Origin of the sequence: Rhizobium favelukesii (genome assembly GCF_000577275.2) — a bacterium.
Lineage (GTDB): Bacteria > Pseudomonadota > Alphaproteobacteria > Rhizobiales > Rhizobiaceae > Rhizobium > Rhizobium favelukesii.
Genome location: NZ_HG916853.1, coordinates 17,552 through 40,969 on the forward strand (window position 1 = coordinate 17,552; position 23,418 = coordinate 40,969).

Annotated in this window: 19 protein-coding genes and 4 pseudogenes; 16 read left to right on the top strand and 7 right to left on the bottom strand. The window is 60.9% G+C overall.

What is annotated here, in order from left to right:
* Positions 1–20 precede the first annotated feature (20 nt).
* The 3 genes and pseudogenes from LPU83_RS59240 to LPU83_RS74310 all read left to right on the top strand — a co-directional run bounded on the left by LPU83_RS59240 (position 21) and on the right by LPU83_RS74310 (position 2,697).
* On the top strand, positions 21–167 hold the full coding sequence (locus LPU83_RS59240) for a hypothetical protein (protein WP_157997370.1): 147 nt from the start codon (positions 21–23) through the stop codon (positions 165–167).
* A 723-nt stretch (positions 168–890) separates the two neighbouring features.
* Positions 891–1,954: pseudogene (locus LPU83_RS59245) on the top strand (multicopper oxidase domain-containing protein); the annotation flags it as partial.
* Positions 1,955–2,340: 386 nt separating this feature from the next.
* Entirely contained in the window at positions 2,341–2,697 is a 357-nt protein-coding gene (locus tag LPU83_RS74310; protein WP_024319087.1) for a hypothetical protein, read from the top strand.
* A gap of 237 nt (positions 2,698–2,934) precedes the next feature.
* Here the strand turns inward: LPU83_RS74310 and LPU83_RS59255 are convergent.
* Positions 2,935–3,702: pseudogene (locus LPU83_RS59255) on the bottom strand (IS30 family transposase).
* Between the two features lie 81 nt (positions 3,703–3,783).
* Between LPU83_RS59255 and LPU83_RS59260 the strand changes: the two are divergent.
* On the top strand, positions 3,784–4,167 hold the full coding sequence (locus LPU83_RS59260; RefSeq protein ID WP_029710609.1) for a hypothetical protein: 384 nt from the start codon (positions 3,784–3,786) through the stop codon (positions 4,165–4,167).
* A gap of 129 nt (positions 4,168–4,296) precedes the next feature.
* Positions 4,297–4,701, top strand: a complete 405-nt coding sequence (locus LPU83_RS59265; RefSeq protein WP_024319089.1) for a FixH family protein — start codon at positions 4,297–4,299, stop codon at positions 4,699–4,701.
* A 74-nt stretch (positions 4,702–4,775) separates the two neighbouring features.
* Here the strand turns inward: LPU83_RS59265 and LPU83_RS59270 are convergent.
* A protein-coding gene (locus LPU83_RS59270) for an IS630 family transposase (protein WP_112334086.1) occupies positions 4,776–5,733 on the bottom strand; the annotation gives its coding sequence in 2 pieces (ribosomal slippage) (positions 4,776–5,381 and positions 5,383–5,733; 957 coding nt in all).
* Positions 5,734–5,808: 75 nt separating this feature from the next.
* Between LPU83_RS59270 and LPU83_RS59275 the strand changes: the two genes are divergently transcribed.
* The 7 genes and pseudogenes from LPU83_RS59275 to LPU83_RS59305 all read left to right on the top strand — a co-directional run bounded on the left by LPU83_RS59275 (position 5,809) and on the right by LPU83_RS59305 (position 14,001).
* Complete coding sequence (locus LPU83_RS59275; protein WP_024318582.1) at positions 5,809–7,194, top strand: efflux RND transporter periplasmic adaptor subunit; 1,386 nt, start codon at positions 5,809–5,811, stop codon at positions 7,192–7,194.
* Positions 7,191–9,979: pseudogene (locus tag LPU83_RS59280) on the top strand (efflux RND transporter permease subunit). Before LPU83_RS59275 ends, LPU83_RS59280 begins: the two are co-directional and overlap by 4 nt.
* Before the next feature lie 242 nt (positions 9,980–10,221).
* Positions 10,222–10,578: a hypothetical protein gene (locus LPU83_RS59285; RefSeq protein WP_024318583.1), complete on the top strand. Its 357-nt coding sequence runs from the start codon at positions 10,222–10,224 to the stop codon at positions 10,576–10,578.
* 153 nt (positions 10,579–10,731) lie between these two features.
* Complete coding sequence (locus LPU83_RS59290) at positions 10,732–12,159, top strand: multicopper oxidase family protein (protein WP_029710487.1); 1,428 nt, start codon at positions 10,732–10,734, stop codon at positions 12,157–12,159.
* Positions 12,160–12,186: 27 nt separating this feature from the next.
* Entirely contained in the window at positions 12,187–12,630 is a 444-nt protein-coding gene (locus LPU83_RS59295) for a DUF411 domain-containing protein (RefSeq protein ID WP_024318585.1), read from the top strand.
* 54 nt (positions 12,631–12,684) lie between these two features.
* Entirely contained in the window at positions 12,685–13,239 is a 555-nt protein-coding gene (locus tag LPU83_RS59300) for a TlpA family protein disulfide reductase (protein ID WP_024318586.1), read from the top strand.
* 108 nt (positions 13,240–13,347) lie between these two features.
* Positions 13,348–14,001 carry an SCO family protein gene (locus LPU83_RS59305; RefSeq protein ID WP_374046221.1) on the top strand — a complete coding sequence of 218 codons (654 nt, stop codon included), beginning with the start codon at positions 13,348–13,350 and terminating at the stop codon, positions 13,999–14,001.
* A gap of 106 nt (positions 14,002–14,107) precedes the next feature.
* On the opposite strand, the gene LPU83_RS59310 is transcribed toward LPU83_RS59305, so the two are convergent.
* The 3 genes and pseudogenes from LPU83_RS59310 to LPU83_RS59320 form a co-directional block, all read right to left on the bottom strand.
* A complete protein-coding gene (locus tag LPU83_RS59310; protein ID WP_024318588.1) occupies positions 14,108–14,314 on the bottom strand; it encodes a hypothetical protein in 207 nt (68 codons plus the stop codon).
* Between the two features lie 174 nt (positions 14,315–14,488).
* A pseudogene (locus LPU83_RS74315) lies at positions 14,489–14,662 on the bottom strand (integrase); the annotation flags it as partial.
* Positions 14,663–14,951: 289 nt separating this feature from the next.
* Positions 14,952–15,359 (bottom strand): MerR family transcriptional regulator, encoded by a 408-nt coding sequence (locus LPU83_RS59320; RefSeq protein ID WP_024318590.1) that lies wholly within the window; start codon positions 15,357–15,359, stop codon positions 14,952–14,954.
* Positions 15,360–15,425: 66 nt separating this feature from the next.
* Here LPU83_RS59320 and LPU83_RS59325 point away from each other — a divergent pair, with 66 nt between their 5' ends.
* Positions 15,426–17,561, top strand: coding sequence for a heavy metal translocating P-type ATPase (locus LPU83_RS59325; protein ID WP_024318591.1), 2,136 nt, complete (start codon positions 15,426–15,428; stop codon positions 17,559–17,561).
* 107 nt (positions 17,562–17,668) lie between these two features.
* Here LPU83_RS59325 and LPU83_RS59330 read toward each other — a convergent pair whose 3' ends face one another.
* Positions 17,669–20,566, bottom strand: coding sequence for a Tn3 family transposase (locus LPU83_RS59330; RefSeq protein WP_024318592.1), 2,898 nt, complete (start codon positions 20,564–20,566; stop codon positions 17,669–17,671).
* Positions 20,567–20,661: 95 nt separating this feature from the next.
* On the opposite strand from LPU83_RS59330, the gene LPU83_RS59335 reads away from it, so the two are divergent.
* The 3 genes from LPU83_RS59335 to LPU83_RS59345 all read left to right on the top strand — a co-directional run bounded on the left by LPU83_RS59335 (position 20,662) and on the right by LPU83_RS59345 (position 22,396).
* A complete protein-coding gene (locus tag LPU83_RS59335; RefSeq protein ID WP_024318593.1) occupies positions 20,662–21,285 on the top strand; it encodes a recombinase family protein in 624 nt (207 codons plus the stop codon).
* A 13-nt stretch (positions 21,286–21,298) separates the two neighbouring features.
* Positions 21,299–22,093, top strand: coding sequence for a class I SAM-dependent methyltransferase (locus LPU83_RS59340; RefSeq protein ID WP_015241701.1), 795 nt, complete (start codon positions 21,299–21,301; stop codon positions 22,091–22,093).
* 114 nt (positions 22,094–22,207) lie between these two features.
* Positions 22,208–22,396, top strand: a complete 189-nt coding sequence (locus tag LPU83_RS59345) for a hypothetical protein (RefSeq protein WP_024319092.1) — start codon at positions 22,208–22,210, stop codon at positions 22,394–22,396.
* A 178-nt stretch (positions 22,397–22,574) separates the two neighbouring features.
* Here the strand turns inward: LPU83_RS59345 and LPU83_RS59350 are convergent, their stop codons facing one another.
* On the bottom strand, positions 22,575–23,240 hold the full coding sequence (locus LPU83_RS59350) for a recombinase family protein (protein ID WP_024319091.1): 666 nt from the start codon (positions 23,238–23,240) through the stop codon (positions 22,575–22,577).
* Between the last annotated feature and the right edge of the window lie 178 nt (positions 23,241–23,418).

Consider the following 23,418-nt stretch of genomic DNA (forward strand, 5'->3'; position numbering starts at 1 on the left):
TCCGCGCTTCAGCGCCTGTCTTGAACGCAATTGGTAGCCTTCCGTTCAGCCGCTTTGAACCCTGGAGCCAGTACAGGGTCAAGCTCGAACTGACGCTCGCATACTTCGCCGGCGGCTGGGCCGTCGACCAACTCAGCGTGGTCATGAAGTATCGCACCAGGCGCTGAGGCCAAGATCTTCGGTAAGGAAGTGAGCCACGACACGACCGCCGCGCGCCGCGCCTTATGCCTACGTCATGACGCCACACTTCCTCTCGTCACTCGACATGGAGATGTTGCGCGCCCCCCGGATACAGAGGCGCTTGAGGATCCCGGGCTGCACAGACCCAGGAGCGTGGCTGATACGAAATGTTTGTCGCGGCTGATGACAGTTCTGATGCGTACTAAGAGAGAGCAGCGAAAACAGCCTATACCCGATCCAGCATGCGGCCAGCCGCTCAACCTCTGGAAACAGGGGAACGGGCACGCCGCGGACGGCCTCTCAACCAAAAGAGGGATTCAATCCCGATCGCTGCCCCGAGGATAAAGGGCGTCGTAAACCCAAACATCGCCTCAAACAGGTTGTGGCCGCCAACCCAACAGACGACTGCAAACCCGAGCTTTACAAACCCGAAGCCGATGGCCGAAAAAAGCACGATCCAGGAGGCCGTTCTGAGACTGGTAGCAATTTTGATTGTCATGGCACCGAAATAGGGCTTGCCTCGGAAAGAGGGAAATCAAAACTTGTTGCGCACGGACGAGCTTCGGACCACTCGGCACGAGCTTGCCGCTCTGCACGACGCCGCGGTCGTCTCCAACAAGGCGACGTCACAATATAGCTATGGCTAAACTTTTTCGCCCGTGCTACTTGTTGCTAATGGTTCTCAATTGCATTTGCAATAAGGCGTGGATATGAGCGAAACGAAATCGTGGCTGGACCAAAAATTGGACCGCCGATTGCTCCTGGCAGGCGGGCTTGCGGCAGCAGGGGGTACAGTGGTCGCCGCGGGTGGCGCACGCGGGCAAGCCAGCCACCTCGGCCATGCGGTGCCAACGACAGCTGAAGAGAAGGCAGTATCGTCACATCTCACGACGCACGGCGCGATGATGACCGTTGGAGACGTGGATGACGCGCGCAACGGCTTCGATCCGACCAAGCTGCTCAGCGATTGGGACACCGGGACCGTATCGCAATTGCCGGACGGACGTAGGCTGCGCACCTTCGAGGTGACGGCCGAGGACAAAGAGATCGAGATCGCGCCGGGTATCATGTTTCCAGCCTGGACCTACAACGGCCGCGTGCCGGGTCCGTCGCTGCGCGCCACAGAGGGCGATCGCTTGCGGATCGTCTTCAGGAACTACGGCTCGCACCCGCATTCCATGCATTTCCACGGCATCCATGCCGCGCGGATGGACGGCGTACCCGGCGCCGGCCTGATCGGCCCCGGCGAAGAATTCGTCTACGAATTCGACGCGAAACCGTTCGGCTGCCACCTCTACCATTGCCATGCGCTGCCGCTGAAGCGCCACATCCACAAAGGCATGCACGGCGCTTTCGTGATCGATCCCGATCCCGCTCGGCATCCCGAGCATGAGGCTGTTGCCCGCTCGCGTCTGCTTGGCACGCCGGAGAATGCCGGTTGGCAGGAGTTCGTGATGATCATGAACGCCTTCGACACGAACTTCGACAACGAGAACGAGGTCTATGCGGTCAACACCGTCGCGCATGCCTACGCGAAAAAGCCGATCCGGATCGTCAAGGACAAGCCTGTTCGCATTTACCTCGTCAACGTGGTGGAGTTCGATCCGATCAACTCCTTCCACCTGCATGCCAATTTCCCCTGACACCGACGCTGAAGACTGTCGACCTCATCACCTAGTGCCAGGCCGAGCGCGGCATCCTCAAGTTTCATTTTCGGGAGCGCGAGCCGGGCCTGTATATGTTCCATCCACATCAGTCCGGGTTCACCGAGCTCGCTGGGTCGGCAACCGCGACACTGGCGTACTTCGCCATGACGATGGCTTTCCGGATCGTCTGCGTCACGACGGGCCACTACTCGCTGGAAGCCATTGCGGGATTCACGACCTGCGCGGTTCCCTCGATCGCCCTTGGGGTCGAGGGCAGCCTCTGGCTGAGAGGCCGGAGTTTCCGGCTCGGGCGGCGCTCGCGTTCGGACGGGGGTAACTCTCGTTTCAGCAGGTTGCCGCCGGTGGCCCGTGGCTGGAACCAGGATTCTGGCGGCTCCCATGGTTCAATAGCAGATCTTCGCGCCATAATTTGCGCTGGAAGATTTCCGTTACTGCGAGGGGCAATCGGCGTATGCTTTGTCCAGGGCGACGACATGTCGATCGGAGCGCGGAGATGGCTTTCAAATCACTGACCGCGTCCGCAATCCTCTGTGCCGCGATACTGATCGGCTTGCTCGTCAGGAGCGATGCCCACCAGGCCAGCAGCGGTTGGACGTACCCACCTGCGTGCTGCAAGGGCCAGAAATCTGGCGGCGACTGCAACGCGATACCCAGTTCCGACGTTCGAAAGGGACCTCACGGATTCTCCGTCATCATCCATCCTGGAGACCATGCTCTTGTGACAAGGAACCATGAGTTCTTTGTTCCCTACGGAGACGAGATTCCTTCTGGAGACGGGGAATACCATATCTGCCTTCACCCGACCGAAGACAACTTGAACTGCTTCTTCGCGCCGCCCGATATCGGTTAGCCGCGCTGGCGGAAGTATTGGGCGTCTGATCGGACGTCTCTACTGGGGACCAGATCGGGACATGTCGAGCAGACCTGCGCCAACGTCGGCGACCGGCACGGCGACTAGGAGCCCTCAGCGCCCACGCACGCGGAATGAGGTTGCCGCTTCTTCTTCGTATGACGTCGGCGATGATGAACGGCGAAGGCTTGGGCGTATGTGAGTTCATAGCGAACCGCGACCTGCGGCTTCGAGAGGCTAACCGGTGCGCCGGATTTGCGCGAGGAGTTTCTGGCGGAAAACTTCGGCGGGTGTTTTGTAGCTGAGGCATTTGCGCGGTGTCGCGTTCAGATGATTGCAGATCTCGGTGAGATCACGGTCGCTGAGAGACAATGGATCCACCTCTCTCGGCGAAGCGACTGACACGCTCGACCAGCGACGCCACGTTGGCCTTTCCGAACTTCTTGCGAAACTGGATGAGATCGCGTTCCCAAAGCCCGAACTGTTTGCGCTCGGCGACGACGTCTGGCCGGTAGAGAATGTTGACATCCGGGGTGAAACGCCTGCCATGGCGGCGCCTGGCGTGTCGTGGCCGGCGTCTGGCACGATGGCCGGCAGATGTCGCCCCAGCTTGATCGCATGACCGTCCGATGAATAGGCGAACTTGTAGATCGTCTCATGGCTGACGGAGATCGGATGGCGCTCAAGCTGCAATCGGCCAGCAATCTGTTGCGGCGACCAGCCATGCATGATGCGCTCAATCACCGACTGGCGCAGATGCGAGAACCGGGCAAGTTTGCGCAGCTTGGCACGCCGTTCTCGCGCCATGTCATTGGCCATCACGCAATAGTAACCGTTGAGGTCCGGCATCTCACGATCCTCGAAAGTATTGCGGCGCAGCTCACGGAAAATGGTTGAGCGATGTCGGTGCAGTTTCTTGGCGATCACGTCAACGCTGATACCAGCCGTACGCCAGCGAGCAATCTTGCGGCGTTCATTGATCTTCTTGGCACGTGATTTTTGCATTCGATACCTGATGTGAAAGTGCACAACACATCTTCGTGAGCCCGGCTTCCAATCCCGAAACCGAAATGCCAGTATAATTGCATGACCCTCCTGCGGACCCTCCATCGTGTGTTCCTGCTTGTTGCCATGCTCGCGGTCGTTGTCGGCCCGATGAGCATCGGGCTGGCCAGCAGTGCTATGGCGTCTTCGGGTGCGACGGCGATCGAGAATATTTCCAACGCCACGCCGGGAATGCAGATGGCGGAAAACATGCCATGCTGTCCCGACAAGCAGCCCGTCAAGCCGGATTGTGCCAAGGGCTGCCCGTTGGCGCTGGTCTGCACGACATCGATCTTCGCCCACACTCCCCATGTCCACGGCTGGTCGTTCGCGGTCTCCTGGTTGTCCCACCGCTACGATCTGATGCCCGCGTCGCAACTGACCTCGGCCCTGATCGAGCCGCCGGCCCGACCTCCGAAAGCCTGATCTCAAACCAAATTTGAAACACGCCTGCGGTTCTCGCCGGACGCTTGAACGCGTCCGCACGAATCCGATGGCCATCAATTTTGACCCGAAGACGCGATCGAGGAGATCCGTCCCGATGAGATCGGAATCATGAACAAGACTTCCTTTTCCGCAGGAGCGATGCTCCTCGCCGGCGTGCTGGTCGCCGGCTCCGCCACCGTGGCTGTTGCAGCCTCCCAGAACTATGAATTCCAGCCTGTCTCGACCGAGGTGAAACAAGGTCAGGGATCGCTGGTCTCCGTCCGCCTGGTCGACAAGCGGACGGGCAAGCCCGTGCCCGACGCCGTGATCTTCACCACCCGCATGGACATGGCCCCGGAAGGCATGGAGATGATGACGACCCCCGTCGAGGCGGCGACCTCGACGGAGCCCGGCGTCTACGCCTTCAAGTCCGACTTCACCATGGCAGGCGGCTGGCGCTTCAAGCTTGCCGCCAAGGTCCAGGGCGAGCCGGACACCGTCGAGGGCGAAGTCGTCCTCAAGGCAGCGCCTTGAACACGCCATCCCGCGTGACAGCCACGCTCTCCCTCGCCGTATTGCTCGGCGGGGGAGGCTAGAGCGCCGTACCTTTAATCGAACCCATAGCCTGCGGCTGTAAAATAGTTTCGACATTCTTGGCTGTTGAAGAGGTTGCAGATGGATCCGAGCGCATTTGAGAGTGCGTCAAACGTGCGAGCGGCGGCGGCTCGGAGATGGGCCTTAATTTTGGCGAAGGCCATTTCGATCGGGTTCAAATCTGGCGAATAAGACGGCAGAAACAGGAGCCACGCACCAACTTCCTTGAGGCAGGCTTTGGCTTTATCGCTCTTGTGAACGCGAAGATTATCCAGGATGACGACATTGCCTGGTTCGAGTGTCGGCGCAAGCTGGGTCTCGATGTAGGTGTCGAAGATTTCCCGGTTCATCGGCCTGTCAATAATCCAGGGCGCAGTAAGACCGAAACAGCGCAAGCCTGCAATGAATGTCTGTGTCCCCCAGTGGCCAAAGGGCGCATCCGTGATGAGACGCTCGCCGCGCGGGGAGCGCCCACGCAGTCTCACCATCTTTGTGTTCACCGAGGTTTCGTCCAAGAAAACAAGTCGATGCGGTTCAAATCGCATCCGGGGTTGGCGTTTCGAAATCCAGACATCACGATCCTTTCGGATATCAGCGCGAGCGCGTTCCGACGCCATTATCTGTTTTTTTATATGTGTATCCCTGCGTTATCAAAAACCGCGACAGGGACGATGGTGGAATAACCAATCCATGTTCATCCTCAAGGCGACGGGCAAGCTCTGGCATGGTGATATCCGGTTTGCCTTCGACCTGTGCGACCAGGAAATCGCGAAACGCCGACAGTTTCCCTGCACCTGGTGGCCTTCCTTGACGCGCGGGGGTTATCAGCCCAGTCCGCTCCCGGCGTTGCAGCAGCTTGATCGCACTGCTGTCGCTGATTGCGAAATGACGGGCAGCGGCTCGCCGTGATTGGCCGCTAGCGACCATGGAAACAACACGCTGACGAAGATCAACAGAATGAGATTTACCCATGTGATTCACCTCCAACCGCAGTGAATCACACCAATACCCTCGTGAAAACCCCACTCGATTCTCAATTCAAGTGCGATGCTCTATTGGGCTGGCACGAACGATCTTGGCGCGCGGCTCGGTCTTCATGTCGTCGAGCCGGCTCTTGCCACGCCTGCGGCTTCCATGGTCGCTACGACCGGGGCAATCATCTACTACCGCCACCCGGACGGCCGACCGCAGTTCTCCGCGACGCCGAAGAATACCGACGATGGCCGGCCGTTCCTCACTGTACGTGCGAGCGAAGATGTGAGCTTTGCAGAGACCACGCCTAAATCGGTCGAAACGGAAACGATCATGTCATCGTCTGCAGCCACGCCTGCGAAGGGAAAACTGCTCTACTACCGAAACCCGATGGGCCTGCCCGACACCTCCAAGGTGCCGAAGAAGGACTCGATGGGCATGGACTACATCCCCGTCTACGAAGGCGATCAGGGCGACGCCTCAACGGTGAAGGTCTCGCTCGGCAAGCTGCAGCGGACAGGCGTGAAGACGGCCGTGGCGGAGATGGCCAGCATCAGTCGGAAGATCGAGGTGCCTGGCACCATTGCGCTTGACGAGCGGCTCGTCAGCGTCATCTCGATGCGGACGGATTCCTTTGTCGACGACGTCGCCAACGTCACGACGGGCGACCACATCAGCAAGGGCGAGAAGCTCTTCCGCTTCTATTCCAGAGAGATTGCCACCGCGGCGTCGGAATATGCCGCCGGCAGGAGCGATGCGCGTGGCAACGGCGACACCGGTTCGGCACTGCGGTTGAAGAACCTCGGCGTCCCGCAGGAGGTCGTCGATAGCATAGCGAATGCCCGTCAGGTGCCGCCGAGCATCGGCTACACCGCGCCGCGCGACGGCATCATCCTCGAACGCATGGCGACAACAGGTATGATGGCCAAACCCGGCGACGTGCTGTTCCGCATCGCCGACATCTCCAACGTCTGGGTGATGGCCGACGTGCCGGAATATGATCTGGCTTCCGTCCGCAGCGGAGCCGAGGTCAATGTGACCGTTCGGAGCCTTCCCGGCAGGACGTTCAAGGGCGTGGTCGATCTGATCTATCCTGAAGTCGATATGCAGACGCGGACGACGAAAGTCCGCATCGAACTTCCCAATCCGGACGGTGTGCTGCTCTCCAATATGTATGCCGACGTCGGGATCGAGGCCGGAGCACCGAACCCCGTCGTCGCCGTCCCCAACAGCGCCGTCATCGATACGGGCGATCGCCGGGTCGTGTTCATCGACAAAGGCGACGGTCAGTTCGAGCCGAAGGACGTCACGCTCGGTGTCCGGGGCGAGGACCAGACCGAGATCACCAAGGGCATCGCCGCCGGCGACAAGGTGGTCGTGGCCGCCAATTTCCTGCTCGATGCCGAAAGCAACCTCAATTCCGCGCTGAACGCCATGACGCCAGAGGAGGCGAAGCCATGATCTCCCGCCTCATCTCATGGTCCGCCCATAGTCTCGTGCTGATCTTCGTCGGCACGGCGCTTGCCGTCGCCGGCGGGATCTATGCGTTGCGCTCTCTACCGCTGGACGCCATTCCCGATCTCTCCGACATCCAGGTCATCGTCTATACCGAGTATCCCGGCCAGGCCCCGCAGGTCGTCGAAGACCAGGTGACCTATCCGCTGACGACATCGATGCTCACGGTTCCGAAGTCGAAGGTCGTGCGGGGCTTTTCCTTCTTCGGCGTCTCATTCGTCTATGTGATCTTCGACGACGGCACCGATCCCTACTGGGCGCGAAGCCGCGTTCTCGAATATCTGAACGCCGCGCAGGGCCGTCTGCCGCAGGGCGTCACGCCGACGCTCGGTCCGGATGCCACAGGTGTCGGCTGGGTCTATCAGTATGCCGTGGTCGCCAAGCAATTGTCGCTCGCCGAACTGCGATCGCTGCAGGACTGGGTGGTGCGCTTCGCCGTCTCCAAGTCCGAGGGCGTCTCGGAGGTCGCCAGCGTCGGCGGTTTCGTCAAGCAATATTCCATCGTCGTCGATCCGGGCCGGCTGAAGGCACAGGGCGTCACGCTCAACGACGTCGCCAATGCCGTGCGCGCCAGCAACACGGATGTCGGCGGCCGCACCGTCGAACTGTCCGAATTCGAGTTCATGGTGCGTGGGCGCGGCTATCTCAAAGGCATCCCAGACATCGAGAACATCGTCCTGAAAAGCCAGAACGGCGTACCGCTCAGACTGAGCGACGTCGCAAGGGTTGAGCTGGTTCCGGACGAACGGCGTGGCATCACCGAACTGAACGGCGAAGGCGAGGTCGCCAGCGGCATCGTGCTGCAACGGTTCGGTGCCAATGCGCTGACGGTCATCGACAATGCCAAGAAGAGCCTCGATTCCATCAAGAGCAGCCTCCCGGCCGGCACCGAGATCGTCCCGGTCTACGACCGCTCGACACTGATCGAGGCAGCGATCGAAACCCTGAAAGGCACGCTGGTCGAGGAATCGATCGTCGTCGCTCTGGTGACCATCGCCTTCCTGCTGCATGTCCGCAGTGCGCTCGTGGCCATCATCATGCTTCCCGTCGGCATCCTAATGGCTTTCATCGCCATGAAGCTGCTCGGCATTGGCGCAAACATCATGAGCCTCGGCGGCATCGCCATCGCCATCGGGGCGATGATCGATGCGGCGATCGTTATGATCGAGAACGCCCACAAGCATCTGGAACGAGCGCCGCCCGACAAGCCACGGGTGGAAATCCTTGTCGAGGCGGCCAGCGAAGTAGGCCCGGCGCTGTTCTTCAGCCTGCTGATCATCACCGTGTCGTTCCTGCCGATCTTCACGCTGGAATCGCAGGAAGGCCGCCTGTTCGGCCCGCTCGCCTTCACCAAGACCTTCTCGATGGCGCGACGGATCCTGCTCCGACGGAGATGTTCGAGACGATCATCACCCTGAAGCCGAAATCCGAGTGGCGGCCGGGGGTGACCACCGACAGCCTTAAGCAGGAGATGGACGCCGCCATGCAGTTTCCGGGCGTCGCCAATGCCTGGACGATGCCGATCCGCGCCCGCATCGACATGCTGTCTACCGGGATCAGAACGCCCGTCGGCGTCAAGGTCTATGGCACCGATCTCGGCGAGATGGAAAAGATCGCCCGGCAGATCGAGACGGTGCTGAAGACGGTGCCCGGAACGTCGAGCGCCTATGCGGAACGGGTGATCGGCGGCTACTACTTGGACATCATTCCCGACCGCGTCGCGCTCGGGCGTTACGGCCTGACGATCAACGACATCCAGGACGTCGTCGGCATGGCGCTCGGCTCCGAGGTGGTGACGCAGACGGTTGAAGGCCGGGAGCGTTACGGCGTGGCGATCCGATATCCGCGGGCGTCGCGAAGCGATCCGCAGGCTATCGCCAGGGACGTGCAGGTCTCCCTGCCCGGTGGCGGCACGGTGCCTCTCGGCGAAGTCGCGGATGTCAAGCTGACCCGCGGTGCGACCACGATCCGCACCGAGAACGGCCAGCTCGTCGTCTACATCTTCGTCGACATCGCCAACCGCGATCTCGGCGGCTATGTGGCGGAAGCCCAGCAGGCCGTCGCCAAGAAGGTGACAATGCCGCCCGGCTATTCCGTCGCCTGGAGCGGCCAGTTCGAATATCTCGAGCGGGCCAAGGCGCGGCTCGCCGTCGTCGTCCCGCTGACGCTGGCGCTGATCTTCCTGCTGCTCTACCTGAACTTCAAGAGGCTGACGGAAACCCTGATCGTCATGCTGTCATTGCCGTTCGCGCTGGTCGGCGGTATCTGGCTGATGTGGTGGATGGGCTTCAACGCATCGGTCGCGGTCGCCGTCGGCTTCATCGCGCTGGCGGGCGTCGCGGCCGAGACGGGGGTGATCATGCTTATCTATCTCGACCACGCGATGAAGGAGCAGCGCGAAGCCTGCGAAAAGGAAGGTCGAGCCTTCTCGAAGCTGGACCTCAACAGGGCGATCATGGTCGGCGCGGTCGAGCGCGTTCGGCCGAAGATGATGACGGTCGTCGCCATCATGGCCGGCCTTGTGCCGATCCTCTGGAGGACCGGGACGGGATCGGAGATCATGCAACGCATCGCCGTGCCGATGATCGGCGGCATGGTGTCGTCGACGCTGCTGACGCTGGTCGTCATCCCGGCAGTCTACGGCATGGTCAAAGGCTGGCGGCTGCCGTCGGCATCCCTGTCCGATGCGTCCGTGGAGGAGAGCGACGACAAGCTCGAGGCGGCGGAATGAAAGGAGGATGCAATGATGAACGACATGATGGGCGGCGGCATGATGTGGGGCATGGGACTCGCAGGTTTCCTTGGACTGGTCGTGGTCGTCCTCGTGATCGCGGCGCTGATCAAGTATCTGTTCTACCGCTGAAGTCTTCGCCCGCGTCGCGGACAGTCGTTCCGAGACGCGGGCGTCGGGATGCGGTCGGACGCAGTCGCGGCTTGTGTTCGTCGTATTTTAGCGTCATCTTCTCTACTGCCATGAAACGCTTGTCGGCTCGCAAGCTTGTCGCCTTGTTCCTCGCGGTTTTCGTCGCCGTGGGGATGAGCCTGTCCGTCGCCCAGACCACGGGCATGTCGATGAAGATGGCGATGGCCTCCGGGATGACCGGTTCCATGCAGGACGGCTGCCCGGACTGCCCGGACGGCGGTGACGATGGCATGAAGGCGATGGCGTGCGGCGTCGTTTGCACGACGCCCGTCCTTGCCGTGCTTCCCGAGGGAGTATCCGTGCCGGTCGTCGAACAACTCGCCTCGTTCCCCATAAGTAGCTCGCTCCTCCGTGGCACGAGAGCACCACCCGATCTCCATCCTCCCCGAACCACCGACATCGGCTGACGTCCCGGCGGTCGTCTGACGCGACCGAGCCGGGCAAGCGAACGCGTATGCGCCGTGTCGTGGCACGTGTGTATCCACGACCACGAAGGCAGCACGTTCCTCCATCAACGGTGATTGGAAGGATCGACTGTGAATACCGCATTCCATGGCCGCATGTCGCGTCGGGGTTTTCTCCAGGCGAGCTCAAGCTTCCTGTTAGCCGCTGGGCTGCCGTCATCGCTGCTGCGTGCGGCAGGCTCGAACGAGTACCGGATCATCGCCGCGCCGGCCCGCGCGCGTCTCGCCGGCCGGGATCGTCCGGAGACCGACGTCTGGGCCTATGACGGAACCGTGCCCGGACCGCCCGTGCGCCTGCGGCAAGGCGAACCCGCTCGGCTCGTCGTCGAAAACCGGCTCGCCCAGGACACCACCGTCCATTGGCACGGCATCCGCCTGCCCAACGCCATGGACGGCGTGCCCGGCCTGACACAGCCGCCAATCAGGTCCGGCGATAGCTTCGTCTACGAATTCACGCCACCGGACGCCGGGACGTTCTGGTACCACCCGCACGCCAACAGCCTCGAGCAGCTCGGCCGCGGCCTCGCCGGAGCCGTGATCGTCGAGGAGCGCGACCCCGTCGCCGTCGATCGCGATCTGCTCTGGCTCCTCGCCGACTGGCGGCTTAAGGACACAGGCGAGATCGCCTCCGGTTTCGGCAACCGGATGGAGGCTGCGATGTCCGGCCGCGTCGGCAACGCCGTCACCCTGAACGGCCAAGCCTCGGAGACGGAACGGGTCCGCACCGGCGAGCGTGTTCGCCTCCGCCTCATCAACGGTTCGCTCGCCCGGATCATGGCGCTTCGCTTCGAAGGCCACGAGCCGGTGGTCATCGCGATCGACGGCCAGCCTTGCGATCCGCATGAGGAGGCCGGCCGCATTCTGCTCGGGCCTGCCATGCGCGTCGACGTCGTTCTCGACATGCAGGGGGAACCAGGACGGCGCTACGAAGTCGTCGACGACTTCTACGGCGGCCTATCCTATCGACTGACGCAACTGGCCTACGACCCGAAGCCGCCCATTCGCGATCGTCCCCTCGACGCGCCGCTTGGCCTTCCACGCAACCCCTTGCCGGAGCCCGACCTTGGAACGGCCGAGCGTCATGACCTGACGCTCCAGGGCGGCATGATGGGCGGAGGCCTGATGGCTGGAATGGGTGGAATGATGGGTGGCGAAATGATGAAAGGAATGATGGGCATGGGCGGTGGTCCGGCCTGGGCGATCAACGGCATGTCGATGACCGGCGACGGCCATGCCGGCATGGAGCCCGCCCTCACGTTCCAGCGCGGACGCAGCGTCGTACTGATCCTGCGCAACCAGACCGCCTGGTGGCATCCGATGCACCTGCACGGCCACAGCATGCGGGTGTTGAGCCGCAATGGTGCCCCGGTCCCGCACCGCCAATGGCAGGATACCGTGCTGATGGCGCCGAAGGACGTCGTCGAAGCCGCCTTCGTCGCCGACAACCCCGGCGACTGGATGCTGCACTGCCACGTCATGGACCACCAGATGACCGGCATGATGACCGTGCTCCGCGTCACCTGAACTCAAACCTGATGAAAGGAAACTCTGATGCAAAGACGAACTTTTCTCCTCGCAGGCACCGCCGCCCTGCTCCTGCCGCTTCCCGCGATCGCGGACAGCCCTGGTCGCGCAATGCTCTACAAGAACCCGCAATGCAGTTGCTGCGAAGGCTACGCCGCCTATCTGCGTGAGAACGGCTTCGAAGTCGACGTCAAGGCGACCAACGACCTCGCCGAGATCAGCCGCAAGGCCGGCGTGCCCGAAGATCTGGAGGGCTGCCACACCATGTTCATCGACGGCTATGTGATCGACGGGCATGTGCCGGTCAAAGTCGTCCGCAAGCTCCTGTCGGAAAAGCCCGCGATTGCCGGCATCACATTGCCGGGAATGCCGATGGGCTCGCCCGGCATGGTCGGCACGAAGACAGGGACGTTCACAATCTACTCCGTCACGAAGGACGGCAAACCTCCGGCCGTCTACGCGACGGAGTGATCGAGGACATCGGAACATGTCCACGAACGATCCCATCGTTACTGGAGAAGCGTCATGAGACGGTTCCTCCTGAAAGCGATCTTCATAGCCGCCCTGGCGTCCCCGGCCGCCGCCGGACCGCCGAAGAACTTCGTGTTCCGCGACGCGCCAGAGCCGGTGCCTGCGCTTCAATTCACCGACGACGCCGGCACGCCACAGACGTTGGACATGTTCCGCGGCAAGGTCGTCCTCCTCAATATCTGGGCGACATGGTGCCTGCCCTGTCGGCAGGAGATGCCAACGCTCGACCGAGTTCAGGCCATGCTCGGCGGCAAGGATTTCGAGGTAGTGGCGCTCTCGATCGATCGCGGCGGACCGGAGGCGGTGAAGAAATTCTATGCCGAAACCGGCATCCAGCAGCTCGCCATCCACGTGGATGCGACGAGCCAGGCCGGGTTTGCACTTGCTTCCTTCGGCCTGCCGACGACGCTGCTCGTCGACCCGCAGGGGCGGGAGCTTGGAAGGCTCGTCGGACCGGCCGAATGGGACGCGCCGGACATGACTGCGTTCCTCCGATCGGTCATCGCCCTCAGAGAGGACGGACTCGTCCTCAAGCCGCAGAAGGATTAGCTCATGACCACTTCGACTTGGACTGCCGTTTCATTTTCCTCTTCTGCAGGCGCTGCGCAGCGGGGCGGCATGACCTTCCTACGCTCCGTCTTGCTGGCGATTGCGCTGATGACAACGCTGATTACTCCCGTGCTCGCGCACTCGCTGGACGACGTCGACCAGAACTTGCGCGACAACGAGAAATATTTCCAGCCGGCCGACAGCCCGGCGCCCGCCTTCGCGCTGCAGGATTCGGACGGCCGGGCCGTCGGCCTCGCCGATCTCCGCGGCAAGATCGTGGTGCTCAACTTCATCTATACGAGCTGCCCGGACGTCTGCCCGCTGCACACGGAGCGCATCGCCCAGATCCAGGCGATGGTGAACCAGACGCCGATGAAAACGATGGTCACGTTCGTCACCATCACGACGGATCCGAAGCGCGACACTCCGCAGGTGCTCCGCGAGTATGGCTCGGCCCATGGGGTCGACCCGGTCAACTGGATCCTCCTCACCGCCGCGTCCGACCAGCCAGAGGACAACACCCGCAGGATCGCCGAGGCATACGGTCTGAAGTTCGTTGCGGAGGACGGCGGCATGCAGATGCATGGCATCGTCACCCACGTGATCGACCAGGATGGTCAGTTGCGGGCACGGTTCCATGGCCTGAAGTTCGAACCGGTCAACCTGGTGACGTTCGTCAACGCGCTGACCAACCGGACACAGAAGCCGCACGCACATCCGGAGCCGAGCCTTTGGGAGAAAGTTGAAGGATTGTTTCGATGATACCGGATCTGACCGACAATCCGAAATTCCGATCGCACCCGGTCGAGGCGTCCGCAGATCCGACGGCAGGGTGAGTGCTGCTGATAGGAACGCTCTCGACAAGCCGTCACTGTTTAGAGTGACGGCTTGCGATCGACAGGTACGCATCGGCAAGCGGGCTGCGAACGCAAGGCAGCTCGCAACCATCACCCTCGTCGCCCGCCGCTTCCAGCGCACACAGCAAATGCTCGGCAACGTCCCAGCGGCCCTGCCGACAGGCCCGGTTGAACAGAGCGAGGATGTTCTCTTCGAGTGTATCGGGGCGAGCGCGCATTGCCGGCAGTCTCCATCGGTCTGTGACGTTAGGCCTTCCAGCGAGGGTAAGGTCAAGGCCCACCTTCAGCATGTCTGGCCTTCGCCTTGCGCTGAACGCTTGTTTCGAGGTCGCGGTCGACGAGGACCTTCCATGATCCGTACATAGGCCGCAAGCAGGTCCGAAAGCTTCGTGCGCAAGCGCCGCCGTCATGACGAGGCGGGCAACCTGCTTGTCGTTGAGGCGGTCCGGGCCGACATCCTTACCCTTTCCGGTGACGCGGCTGAAGAGGGGACCCTTGGCGAGCTTTCCGAACCTGATCCAGGTCTCGATGGCAACGACCGTGCAGGTGGCATCGGAGGAGCCGCGATGTTGCCAAGCTCGGTATGCTCGTAGCCGAGAACCTGCGCAGGTTTCTTCGTGGTCAGCAGGACCAGGATGTCGACCTCCCGCATTTCTTTCACTTCCGCCGTGAGCGCGGCTTGCTGCTTGAGCGCCCAGATATAGTCGGCGGCGCTGACATTTTTGCCGTCTTCAAGCCGTGAGCGGGTGATGGTCGTGAACCGCGCCGGACAGGCATCGAGCTCCGCGCGATGCTCTTCGTATTCTTCCGGCCAGGAGATTTCCTCGCTCCCGCAGCGTCCAGCCGCTTGCTCTGCTAATACTTCGGCGACAGGGATTCGATGATCCTGCAGTCGGCGACCGTCCCGCAGCCACACTGGTCGATGATGTTGTCCAACTCGGCCTTCAGCGCCTGCAGATCGTGTATCTTTCGTTCGACCTCGGCGCGATGCTCGTTTGCGATTTCATCCACCGCCGCGCACGATTGTTCACGATCGTCACTGAGCTTCAAGAGTCCGCGCACTTGTTCCAGCGAAAACCCGAGGTCTCGGGCGCGTCGGATGAAGCTCAGACGGTTGAGGTGGGCATGATCGTAGGCCCGGTAGTTCCCGTCGGTCCGCCCCGGTTCGGGGAGCAAGCCGTTCTTCTCGTAGAAGCGGATCGTCTCCACCTTTGTACCGGTCTTTTTGGCGAGATAGCCGATCGTGAGAATATTGGTGGACATGGCTTGACCCTATAGTTGCTACAGGGTCCATGTAGTGCGTCAGTTCGAAATTGTCGAGGTGACGTCATGGCTGCTTCCAGCGCCCTGAAAATGAAGATCGAAGGCATGGATTGCGCCGCCTGCGCGATCAAGATCGAGAACGCCATGAAGCGTCTGCCGGGTGTCAGCGACATCAATGTCAGCTACAGCCAGGAAAGCATGGCGATCATGCTGGACGAAGACAGGACGTCGCCCCGAACCGTCGAGGAAAAAATCAAGGCGCTGGGGTTTACCCCCTTTGTAGCGAACCCGGATGCCGGAGCCACCAGAAAGCTGCCGGAATATAGCGATCAGGCCTGGTGGAAGGGCAAGAAGGGCCGCCTGGTGATCTTCACCGGCCTGATGTTCGCAGTCGCCTGGATAATCGCCCATTTGATCCCGGATTGGGGCCAAGCTGCCTATTCGATTGCCGCCCTCATCGCCATCGTGCCCTTCGCGCGCCGCGCGATTGCGGGCGCTACCTCCGGGACGCCGTTCAGCATCGAAACCCTGATGTCCGTCGCGGCGATCGGAGCACTTTTGATCGGGGCAGCCGAAGAATCCGCAGTCGTCATTCTCCTGTTCGCGGTCGGCGAGCTTCTGGAAACGATCGCGGCCGGTCGGGCGCGAGCCGGGATCAAGGCGCTGATCGATCTGGTCCCCAGAAGCGCTCTGCGAGAACGCGATGGCGTCGTCGAGAAGGTCGCGGTCGAAGAACTGATGATCGACAATGTGGTGGTGGTTCGGCCAGGAGACCGAGTTCCCTCCGACGGTAAGGTCATCCAGGGTTTCTTCGAAGTCAACGAAGCTCCGGTGACCGGAGAATCAGTTCCGGTCGCAAAAGACGTCGGCGCCAATGTCTATGCCGGCAGCATCAACACCAACGGCGAGCTGCGTGTGGCGATCAGCCATGTCGCGGCGGACAATACCATCTCGAGGATCATCCACATGGTCGAGGAGGCGCAGGCGTCGAAAGCCCCGATGGCGCGTCTGATCGACCGCTTCAGTGCATGGTATACACCCGCGGCCATGGTTGTCGCGGCGCTGGTCATCGTGGTGCCGCCGGTGTTCTTTGGTGGTGATTGGACGACCTGGATCTATCGTGGCCTCTCGACGCTCCTGATTGCCTGCCCTTGCGCCCTCGTGATCTCGACACCGGCCGCCATCGCCTCCGGGCTGGCGGCCGGCGCGCGCCGAGGTTTGCTGATCAAGGGGGGAGCAGCGCTTGAGACGCTCGGAAAGGTCAAGACGATCGCATTCGACAAGACTGGGACCCTGACTCGCGGCCGCCCTCAGGTCACGGATGTCATTCCGCTTGTCGGGACGGAGAACGACGTGCTGGCGCGCGCAGCAGCTGTCGAACGCAATACCAGTCATCCGCTCGGCGTTGCGATTGGTGAGGCAGCGATCGCCCGCGATCTTACCGTACCGGCAAGTTTTGGCGGCGCCAAGGCGACACCAGGAAAGGCTGTCACTGCCCGATTGAAGAACGGTTTCGTCTCTGTCGGATCGCCGCGCTACGCGGCAGAGCAAACGTCGATCGAGGAAAATGTCTCCGACAGGATTGCCGCCATGGAGGCGGAAGGCAAGACCGTCGTCGTGCTGATGACGGGCAAAGTGATCGAGGGATTGATCGCGTTGCGCGACGAGCCACGAGATGATGCGGCCCCAGCGCTCAGGCGATTGAGGGAGATGGGCGTTGCGACCGTCATGCTGACTGGCGACAACCAGCGCACCGCCAATGCGATCGGTTCGACGCTTGGCATCGATATCAAGGCCGAGCTGCTACCGGATGCCAAGCTTGCCGAGATCGCCCGCCTGAAGGAACAGGGGCCGGTCGCGATGATTGGCGATGGCATCAACGATGCGCCGGCGCTCGCGACGGCATCCATCGGAGTGGCGATGGGCGGCGGAACCGATGTGGCCCTCGAGACTGCTGATGCTGCCCTGCTTCGCGACCGTGTCATGGGTGTTGCAGACTTGATCGCTCTGTCGAAGGCAACACTCGGCAACATCTGGCAGAATATCGGGTTGGCACTCGGCCTCAAGGCCATCTTCCTCGGTACGACACTCTTTGGTGTCACCACCCTCTGGATGGCGATCCTCGCCGATACCGGCGCGACAGTGCTGGTCACGGCCAACGCACTGCGTCTTCTCAGCCACGGCCGCCGAGATGCCAAATAACAGCGATAATGAAAGGAACATCGAATGCGCTTTAGAAATGTGCTCGCCGCGCTGGCAGTGACGCTTCCGACAATGGGGTCGGTTCCGGCTGGGGGCGGAATGACACTCTAAGCCGTTTCTCCGTTAGGCCAGAGATATTCGCCGGTCAGTAATATGTGTGCCCAACCCAGTGGAGAGATATGCGCCAGAAGTTCGGGCGGCACATCAAGTCCTTCATTCCGGCGCTCTGCGATTGCATGGCCGAGATGGAGGGTGTTCCAGTAGATGATGATTGCGGTGAGCAGGTTGAGTCCGGCGATCCGGTAATGTTGGCCCTCGGTGGTTCGGTCACGGATTTCACCCTGGCGACCGATGCGCAGCGCATTCTTGAGAGCATGGTGGGCTTCACCCTTGTTGAGGCCGATCTGGGCACGCCGCTGCATGTCCGTGTCGAGGATCCACTCTATAATAAAGAGTGTCCGCTCCACGCGGCCAACCTCTCGCAGCGCAACCGCCAGATCGTTCTGGCGTGGATAGGAGGCAAGCTTGCGGAGCAACTGGCTCGGCTTGATCTTGCCGGAAGCCATGGTCGCGGCGCAGCGGAACAGGTCGGGCCAGTTCGCGATGATCAATTCCTCGCGGATCTTGCCGCCGACCAGTTTGCGCAAATCCTTGGGTGTCCCTGCGGGATTGAACACGTAAAGGCGCTTCGAAGGCAAATCGCGGATGCGCAGGACAAGGCGGTATCCGAGCATGCTGCTGGTCCCGAACAAGTGATCGGTAAAGCCGGCCGTATCGGCATATTGCTCTCCAACCTGACGACCAGCCTCATTCATCAGCAGGCCGTCAAGGATGTATGGGGCCTCGCTGACTGTCGCCGGAATGGTTTGTGATGCGAACGGCGCGAACTGATCGTTGACGTGAGTGTAAGCCTTGAGGCCGGGTTCGTTTCCATACTTGGCGTTGACCATGTTCATCGCCTCGCCCTGCCGGGCCGAAGGGAAGAACTGGCCATCGCTCGATGCGGTCGTTCCCAAGCCCCAGAACCGGGACATTGGCAGTTTTGCCTGCGCAGCCACCACGATCGCCAGCGCCTGGTCCATTGCGTCGCTTTCGACGTGCCACCGGGCAAGGCGCGATAGCTGCCAGTAATCATGCGTATTCGTGGCCTCCGCCATCTTCCGCAGTCCCAGATTCAGCCCTTCTGCGAGCAGCACATTGAGCAGGCCGACCTGGTCACCGCATGGAACCCCGGTTCTCAGATGAGTGAAGGCTTCGGTGAACCCGAGCGCAGCATCGACCTCCAACAAGATGTCGGTGATCCGAACTGGCGGCATCCGGTGATAGAGATCGAGTATCAATTCCTCGGCACTGTCCGGAACGTCAGCCGTCAGCCGGTCGATCCGCAGCGTTCCATCCTCGATACTGCCACGAGGGATGGTTCCGTCGCGCGCTGCTCGTGCAAGTCTCTTCAGGCCATCGGCGAGCCGAGCCTTTCGATCAGTCAGCCATACTTGCGGATCGAGGGGCACTGCTAGTCTTGTATTAGCTTGTGCCGCAATCATCGGCACCAACACCTGTTTGAGATCGCCATAGCGGCGCGAATGGTCGAGCCAGATGTCACCGGATCGGAAGGCATCCCGCAGGTGAAACAGGACCGCCACCTCCCGAAGGCGATTGTCGCCCTGGTCTTGTGCTCTCAAATGGCGGTGCCATTTCGAATTTGGCCGCAAGAAGCTGTCGGTCGCCGATGGTGACGCTTGCATTTCGCCGATGGCTTTTGCCGCCGTAATCAAGGGCTGGGCTACCGATGCTGCCTTGAACTTCAGGCACCGCAACATGCGCGGCGCGTAGCGGCGGAAGCGATGATATCCTTGTCCCACATGAGCCAATGGATCGTCCGCCAGCGTATTGCTGAGCTGGGCACCGGCCGCGACCAGTTGTTCGAGCCGACCCCATTCCGCCGATTTGGCGACCGCCATTTCCAGCGGCACACCATCATTGCGGGCTTCGAGCAGGGAAGTTCCGAGTGTGGTGAAGGCGTGTAGCGTATCGGTGACGGTTGCCTTGGAATCGGCAATCCGTTCTTCATGCAGCCGTTTCGCCTCGCGCCAGGTCTTTCCGACGATCCGGTCATGGGTCTCGACCACCGTATCGGCGATCGCCGCCTCCCATTCCACGGCGCAGACGGCAAGGATCGCCCAGCGCCGATCAGAGCTGATGTCCCGCAAGCCATCGGTAAAATAGCGCTCGCCCTGCCGACGCAGGCGTGCGACACGGTGCGGCGGGATACCGGCGAGAAGCTGCGGATCAAGAGTCAGGCCACGCAGCAACTCCAGCCTGTCGAGCAGTCGGTTCGCCGCTGCGGAATTGTTGCCGACCTCGAACTGGCGAAGCCAGATGAACCGGCTGACATTGGCATCGAGCACTTCAGTCAGCAACCCATCAAGCCGTTCGCGTGCGTTATTGTCGAGCTTTTCCGCGATCCGCGTCTCGATCCGCCGCTCGGCGGCGACCAGCGCGTCCGCACATAGTCGCTCGATCGTCGATACCGCTGGCAAGATCGTCAGAGTTTCACGACAACGTGCGACCAGGCGCTGAGCAAGATCTTCGTTCGAGCGGGCGTCTTCAGCCTGATGGAAAAGCCAGTCCCGCAGATCACGGGCACCACGACCCGCGAAGGTCTTATAGCCATAGATCTCGCGCAACCCCTCCATATGCTCCTGGCGGGTCTGCCGCCGGGCAGCATAGGTAAGAAGCGCATCGGCTGGGACGCCGAGCTGAGCCCCGATGAACGACAGGACATCAGGCGGGATCACCTCGCCCGGAGCCAGCGCGCGCCCTGGATATCGCAACGCGCAAAGCTGCAGGGCGAACCCAAGCCTGTTCTCCGGCCTGCGGCGTTCCTGGATGTGTCCAAGATCGTCGTCGCTCAGTGTGTAGTGCCGAAGCAGCGACAATTCATCGATTGGCAGATCGAAGAGTGCCGAGCGCTGTCGCTCGGTGAGAATATGTCGCCTTGGCATGCCGCAATTGTCCCTATTGAAGTATAGTCTGTTTTGGACAACAATGAGTCCATACAAATCAAGGCCTTCCGACACTAAAATCCACGAGGGTTCAATTGGGACAGCGCGCCGCAATTTATTGCCGTGTTTCGACTGCCGATCAGTCATGCGAACGACAGGAGCGTGACTTGGCTACATTCGCAGATCGTGCCGGCTACGACGTGGCAGCGGTTTTCAAGGAGACAGGCTCAGGCGCAAAGCTCGACCGTGCCGAACGACGCAAAGTCATGGCGCTGGCGCAAGCTCGGAAGATCGACGCGGTGCTTGTTACCGAACTTTCGCGCTGGGGCCGCTCCACGGTCGACCTGCTTAACACGTTGCGCGAGTTGGAGGGGTGGAAGGTGTCGGTGATCGCCATGAACGGAATGGCGTTTGATCTGTCCTCGCCACATGGCCGCATGCTGGCGACATTGCTCTCGGGCATTGCCGAGTTCGAGCGTGACCTCATCAGTGAGCGGGTTAAGTCCGGGCTCGCCGCTGCTAAGGCGCGAGGTAAAGTGCTCGGTCGTCAGACCGGAGAGCGTCCCAAGTCAGATCGGCTTGCGCCGAAGGTAATGGCTTTGATTGCTGAAGGCCGTAGCTATCGCTGGATCGCGCGCGATCTCAGCATCAGCAAAAATACCGTCGCTGACGTTGTTCAGCGCAACCGCATCGACGTTAAAACACCTGAGGAAGCATAGTCTGGAGAATGGAATGACCGACAAAGCACACCATGAAGTCGCCGCTCGCTGGAACCAAAACGCCGACCAATGGACCGATGACGTGCGCAACGGCTACGACGTGTATCGCGACTTGTTCACGTTTCCGGCTTTCGTGGAATTTCTGCCAGATATTACTGGCCTGGACGTTATCGATTTTGGATGCGGTGAAGGCACCAATACCCGACACTTCGCGAAAATGGGCGCTAAGGTGACGGGCATCGATATTTCGCAGGGCTTAATCGAGCATGCCCGGCAGGCGGAGATCGCAGACCCAGTCGGCGTAAAGTATAAAGTTGGGTCGTATAGTTCAGAAACCGGACTGCCTGCCTCTTCCTTTGATGCAGTCGTCTCAACTATGGCGTTAATGGACGGCCCTGATTTTCAAGGCGCTATGAATGAAGCCTACCGCCTGGTCCGTCCGGGCGGGTTCATCGCGTTCAGCGTCCTGCACCCGTGTTTCATTACGCCCGGCTTGCAATGGCAGAAAGATGAGCATGGTAAGACGACCGGTCTGTGTGTTGCTCGCTATTTCAGCAAAGAAGTTTTTACAGAGAACTGGAAGTTCGGAAATCGCCCCAAAGATGAGAATATCGTGCCATTCTCCGTTCCTCGCTTTCCAAGAACAATCGGAGACTATCTCAACGCAGTGGCGTTTGCCGGCTTTCGCTTAACGCGCATCGGAGAGCCTCAACCCACGGAGGACGCTTGTAAGATAGTGCCACGATTCAGCAGGTGGCGCGATCTCGGGGCTTTCCTGCTGCTGGTTATGGCAGAGCGTCCGAAATAAGGCTGTTGCTCCATTCTTATGCGACCATGCTTCCTTAGAGTGTCATTTCGCCCTCTACCGGAACCGACCCCTTGGACGTGGGCTTCGCATCAGGCGCGCTCCGGAAAGGCAATCATGACTAAAACTTTCAAGCCGGGGCAGACTGCCCCTCGTTCTGGACAATACGGGATTCTCGGGACCCGTGGTGGAGACACCGGCAAAGAGCGCACCGTCACGCGCGGCGAGCCGATGCCGCCGACGCCGAAATCCGGCCAGACCTACAAGCTGGTCGATGCGACCCGGAACAAGAACGGTCGCCCGTGAGCCGAAAAAGGACGGCGACCTTCTTTGGCCGCCGTCTCTTTCCGTAGCACTAGGCGGCACTGTCACCGTCACGCGAACACCCGTGTCCCGCCGGGTATTTTGGTTGTCGTCTTTGGGTCAATGCGCGTCGTAGCGCAGGCAAATGTGAATGAATGCTTGGGGTCGCGAACAGCCGTTCTTAAGCCTCTTCTTTGGCTCTCTCGGAACCGATCCCATTTATGGTTACGCTGCGACGATGCTCGGCCCATACACGTTTGACCTGGCTTTCGCTGCATCCCGCCAGCTTGGCAGTCCGAGCGATGCTATTTCCGCCAGTTCTAAGGGCGATGATCCTTTCGTGCGTGGCCGCGTCGGCCTGTCGGCCGGCGTATTTGCCATTGGCCTTGGCTTGATCGACACCCTGCCGCTGACGCTCACGCCGATCCTCGAAATCGTCTCGAGCGATCTGCAGGGCAAGCTTCAGCAACATCTCCTGCACTGACTCGAGCACGATCTTTGTTACGCCTTCGGCGTCGGCCGCGATCTCGCTCAGATCGACAATGCCGGGCACGGCAAGCCGTGCGCCTTTTCCGCGGATCGTTGCAACGAGCTTTTCGGCTTCCGGCAATGGCAGACGGCTAATGCGATCGATCTTTTCCGCGATCACGACTTCGCCCGGCTGAAGGTCCGCGATCAGCCGCAACAGCTCCGGCCGATCGGCCCGAGCACCAGAGGCTTTTTCGCGATAGACGCCGGCGATGTAATACCCGGCCGTCCTGGCGTCGTCGATGATCGACTCCTGTCGCTGAAGATCTTGTTCCTGGGAACTGACGCGCAGATAAATCCTCGCGATGCGTACCGTCATGCCTTCTTGCCTAGCTCAATTGGGTATACTTCATAGCGCCTAGGTTAATGGCCTAGCTCAAAAAGAAAAGTACCAATCTAATTGCGCCACCTGTTTATGACCGACTTAATTGAGCCATTTCGGTGAACTGGACGCGAAATACCGGAGTTGCGGCTTGACGGACGAACCACCATGAGTC

Bases quoted from the DNA above. Each gene is read 5' to 3' on its own strand.
- LPU83_RS74310 (WP_024319087.1), top strand. From the start codon at position 2,341: ATGGCTTTCAAATCACTGACCGCGTCCGCAATCCTCTGTGCCGCGATA.
- LPU83_RS59260 (WP_029710609.1), top strand. From the start codon at position 3,784: ATGACCCTCCTGCGGACCCTCCATCGTGTGTTCCTGCTTGTTGCCATG.
- LPU83_RS59265 (WP_024319089.1), top strand. From the start codon at position 4,297: ATGAACAAGACTTCCTTTTCCGCAGGAGCGATGCTCCTCGCCGGCGTG.
- LPU83_RS59275 (WP_024318582.1), top strand. From the start codon at position 5,809: ATGCTCTATTGGGCTGGCACGAACGATCTTGGCGCGCGGCTCGGTCTT.
- LPU83_RS59285 (WP_024318583.1), top strand. From the start codon at position 10,222: ATGAAACGCTTGTCGGCTCGCAAGCTTGTCGCCTTGTTCCTCGCGGTT.
- LPU83_RS59290 (WP_029710487.1), top strand. From the start codon at position 10,732: ATGTCGCGTCGGGGTTTTCTCCAGGCGAGCTCAAGCTTCCTGTTAGCC.
- LPU83_RS59295 (WP_024318585.1), top strand. From the start codon at position 12,187: ATGCAAAGACGAACTTTTCTCCTCGCAGGCACCGCCGCCCTGCTCCTG.
- LPU83_RS59300 (WP_024318586.1), top strand. From the start codon at position 12,685: ATGAGACGGTTCCTCCTGAAAGCGATCTTCATAGCCGCCCTGGCGTCC.
- LPU83_RS59305 (WP_374046221.1), top strand. From the start codon at position 13,348: ATGACAACGCTGATTACTCCCGTGCTCGCGCACTCGCTGGACGACGTC.
- LPU83_RS59310 (WP_024318588.1), bottom strand. From the start codon at position 14,314: ATGCGCGCTCGCCCCGATACACTCGAAGAGAACATCCTCGCTCTGTTC.
- LPU83_RS59320 (WP_024318590.1), bottom strand. From the start codon at position 15,359: ATGTCCACCAATATTCTCACGATCGGCTATCTCGCCAAAAAGACCGGT.
- LPU83_RS59325 (WP_024318591.1), top strand. From the start codon at position 15,426: ATGGCTGCTTCCAGCGCCCTGAAAATGAAGATCGAAGGCATGGATTGC.
- LPU83_RS59330 (WP_024318592.1), bottom strand. From the start codon at position 20,566: ATGCCAAGGCGACATATTCTCACCGAGCGACAGCGCTCGGCACTCTTC.
- LPU83_RS59340 (WP_015241701.1), top strand. From the start codon at position 21,299: ATGACCGACAAAGCACACCATGAAGTCGCCGCTCGCTGGAACCAAAAC.
- LPU83_RS59345 (WP_024319092.1), top strand. From the start codon at position 22,208: ATGACTAAAACTTTCAAGCCGGGGCAGACTGCCCCTCGTTCTGGACAA.
- LPU83_RS59350 (WP_024319091.1), bottom strand. From the start codon at position 23,240: ATGACGGTACGCATCGCGAGGATTTATCTGCGCGTCAGTTCCCAGGAA.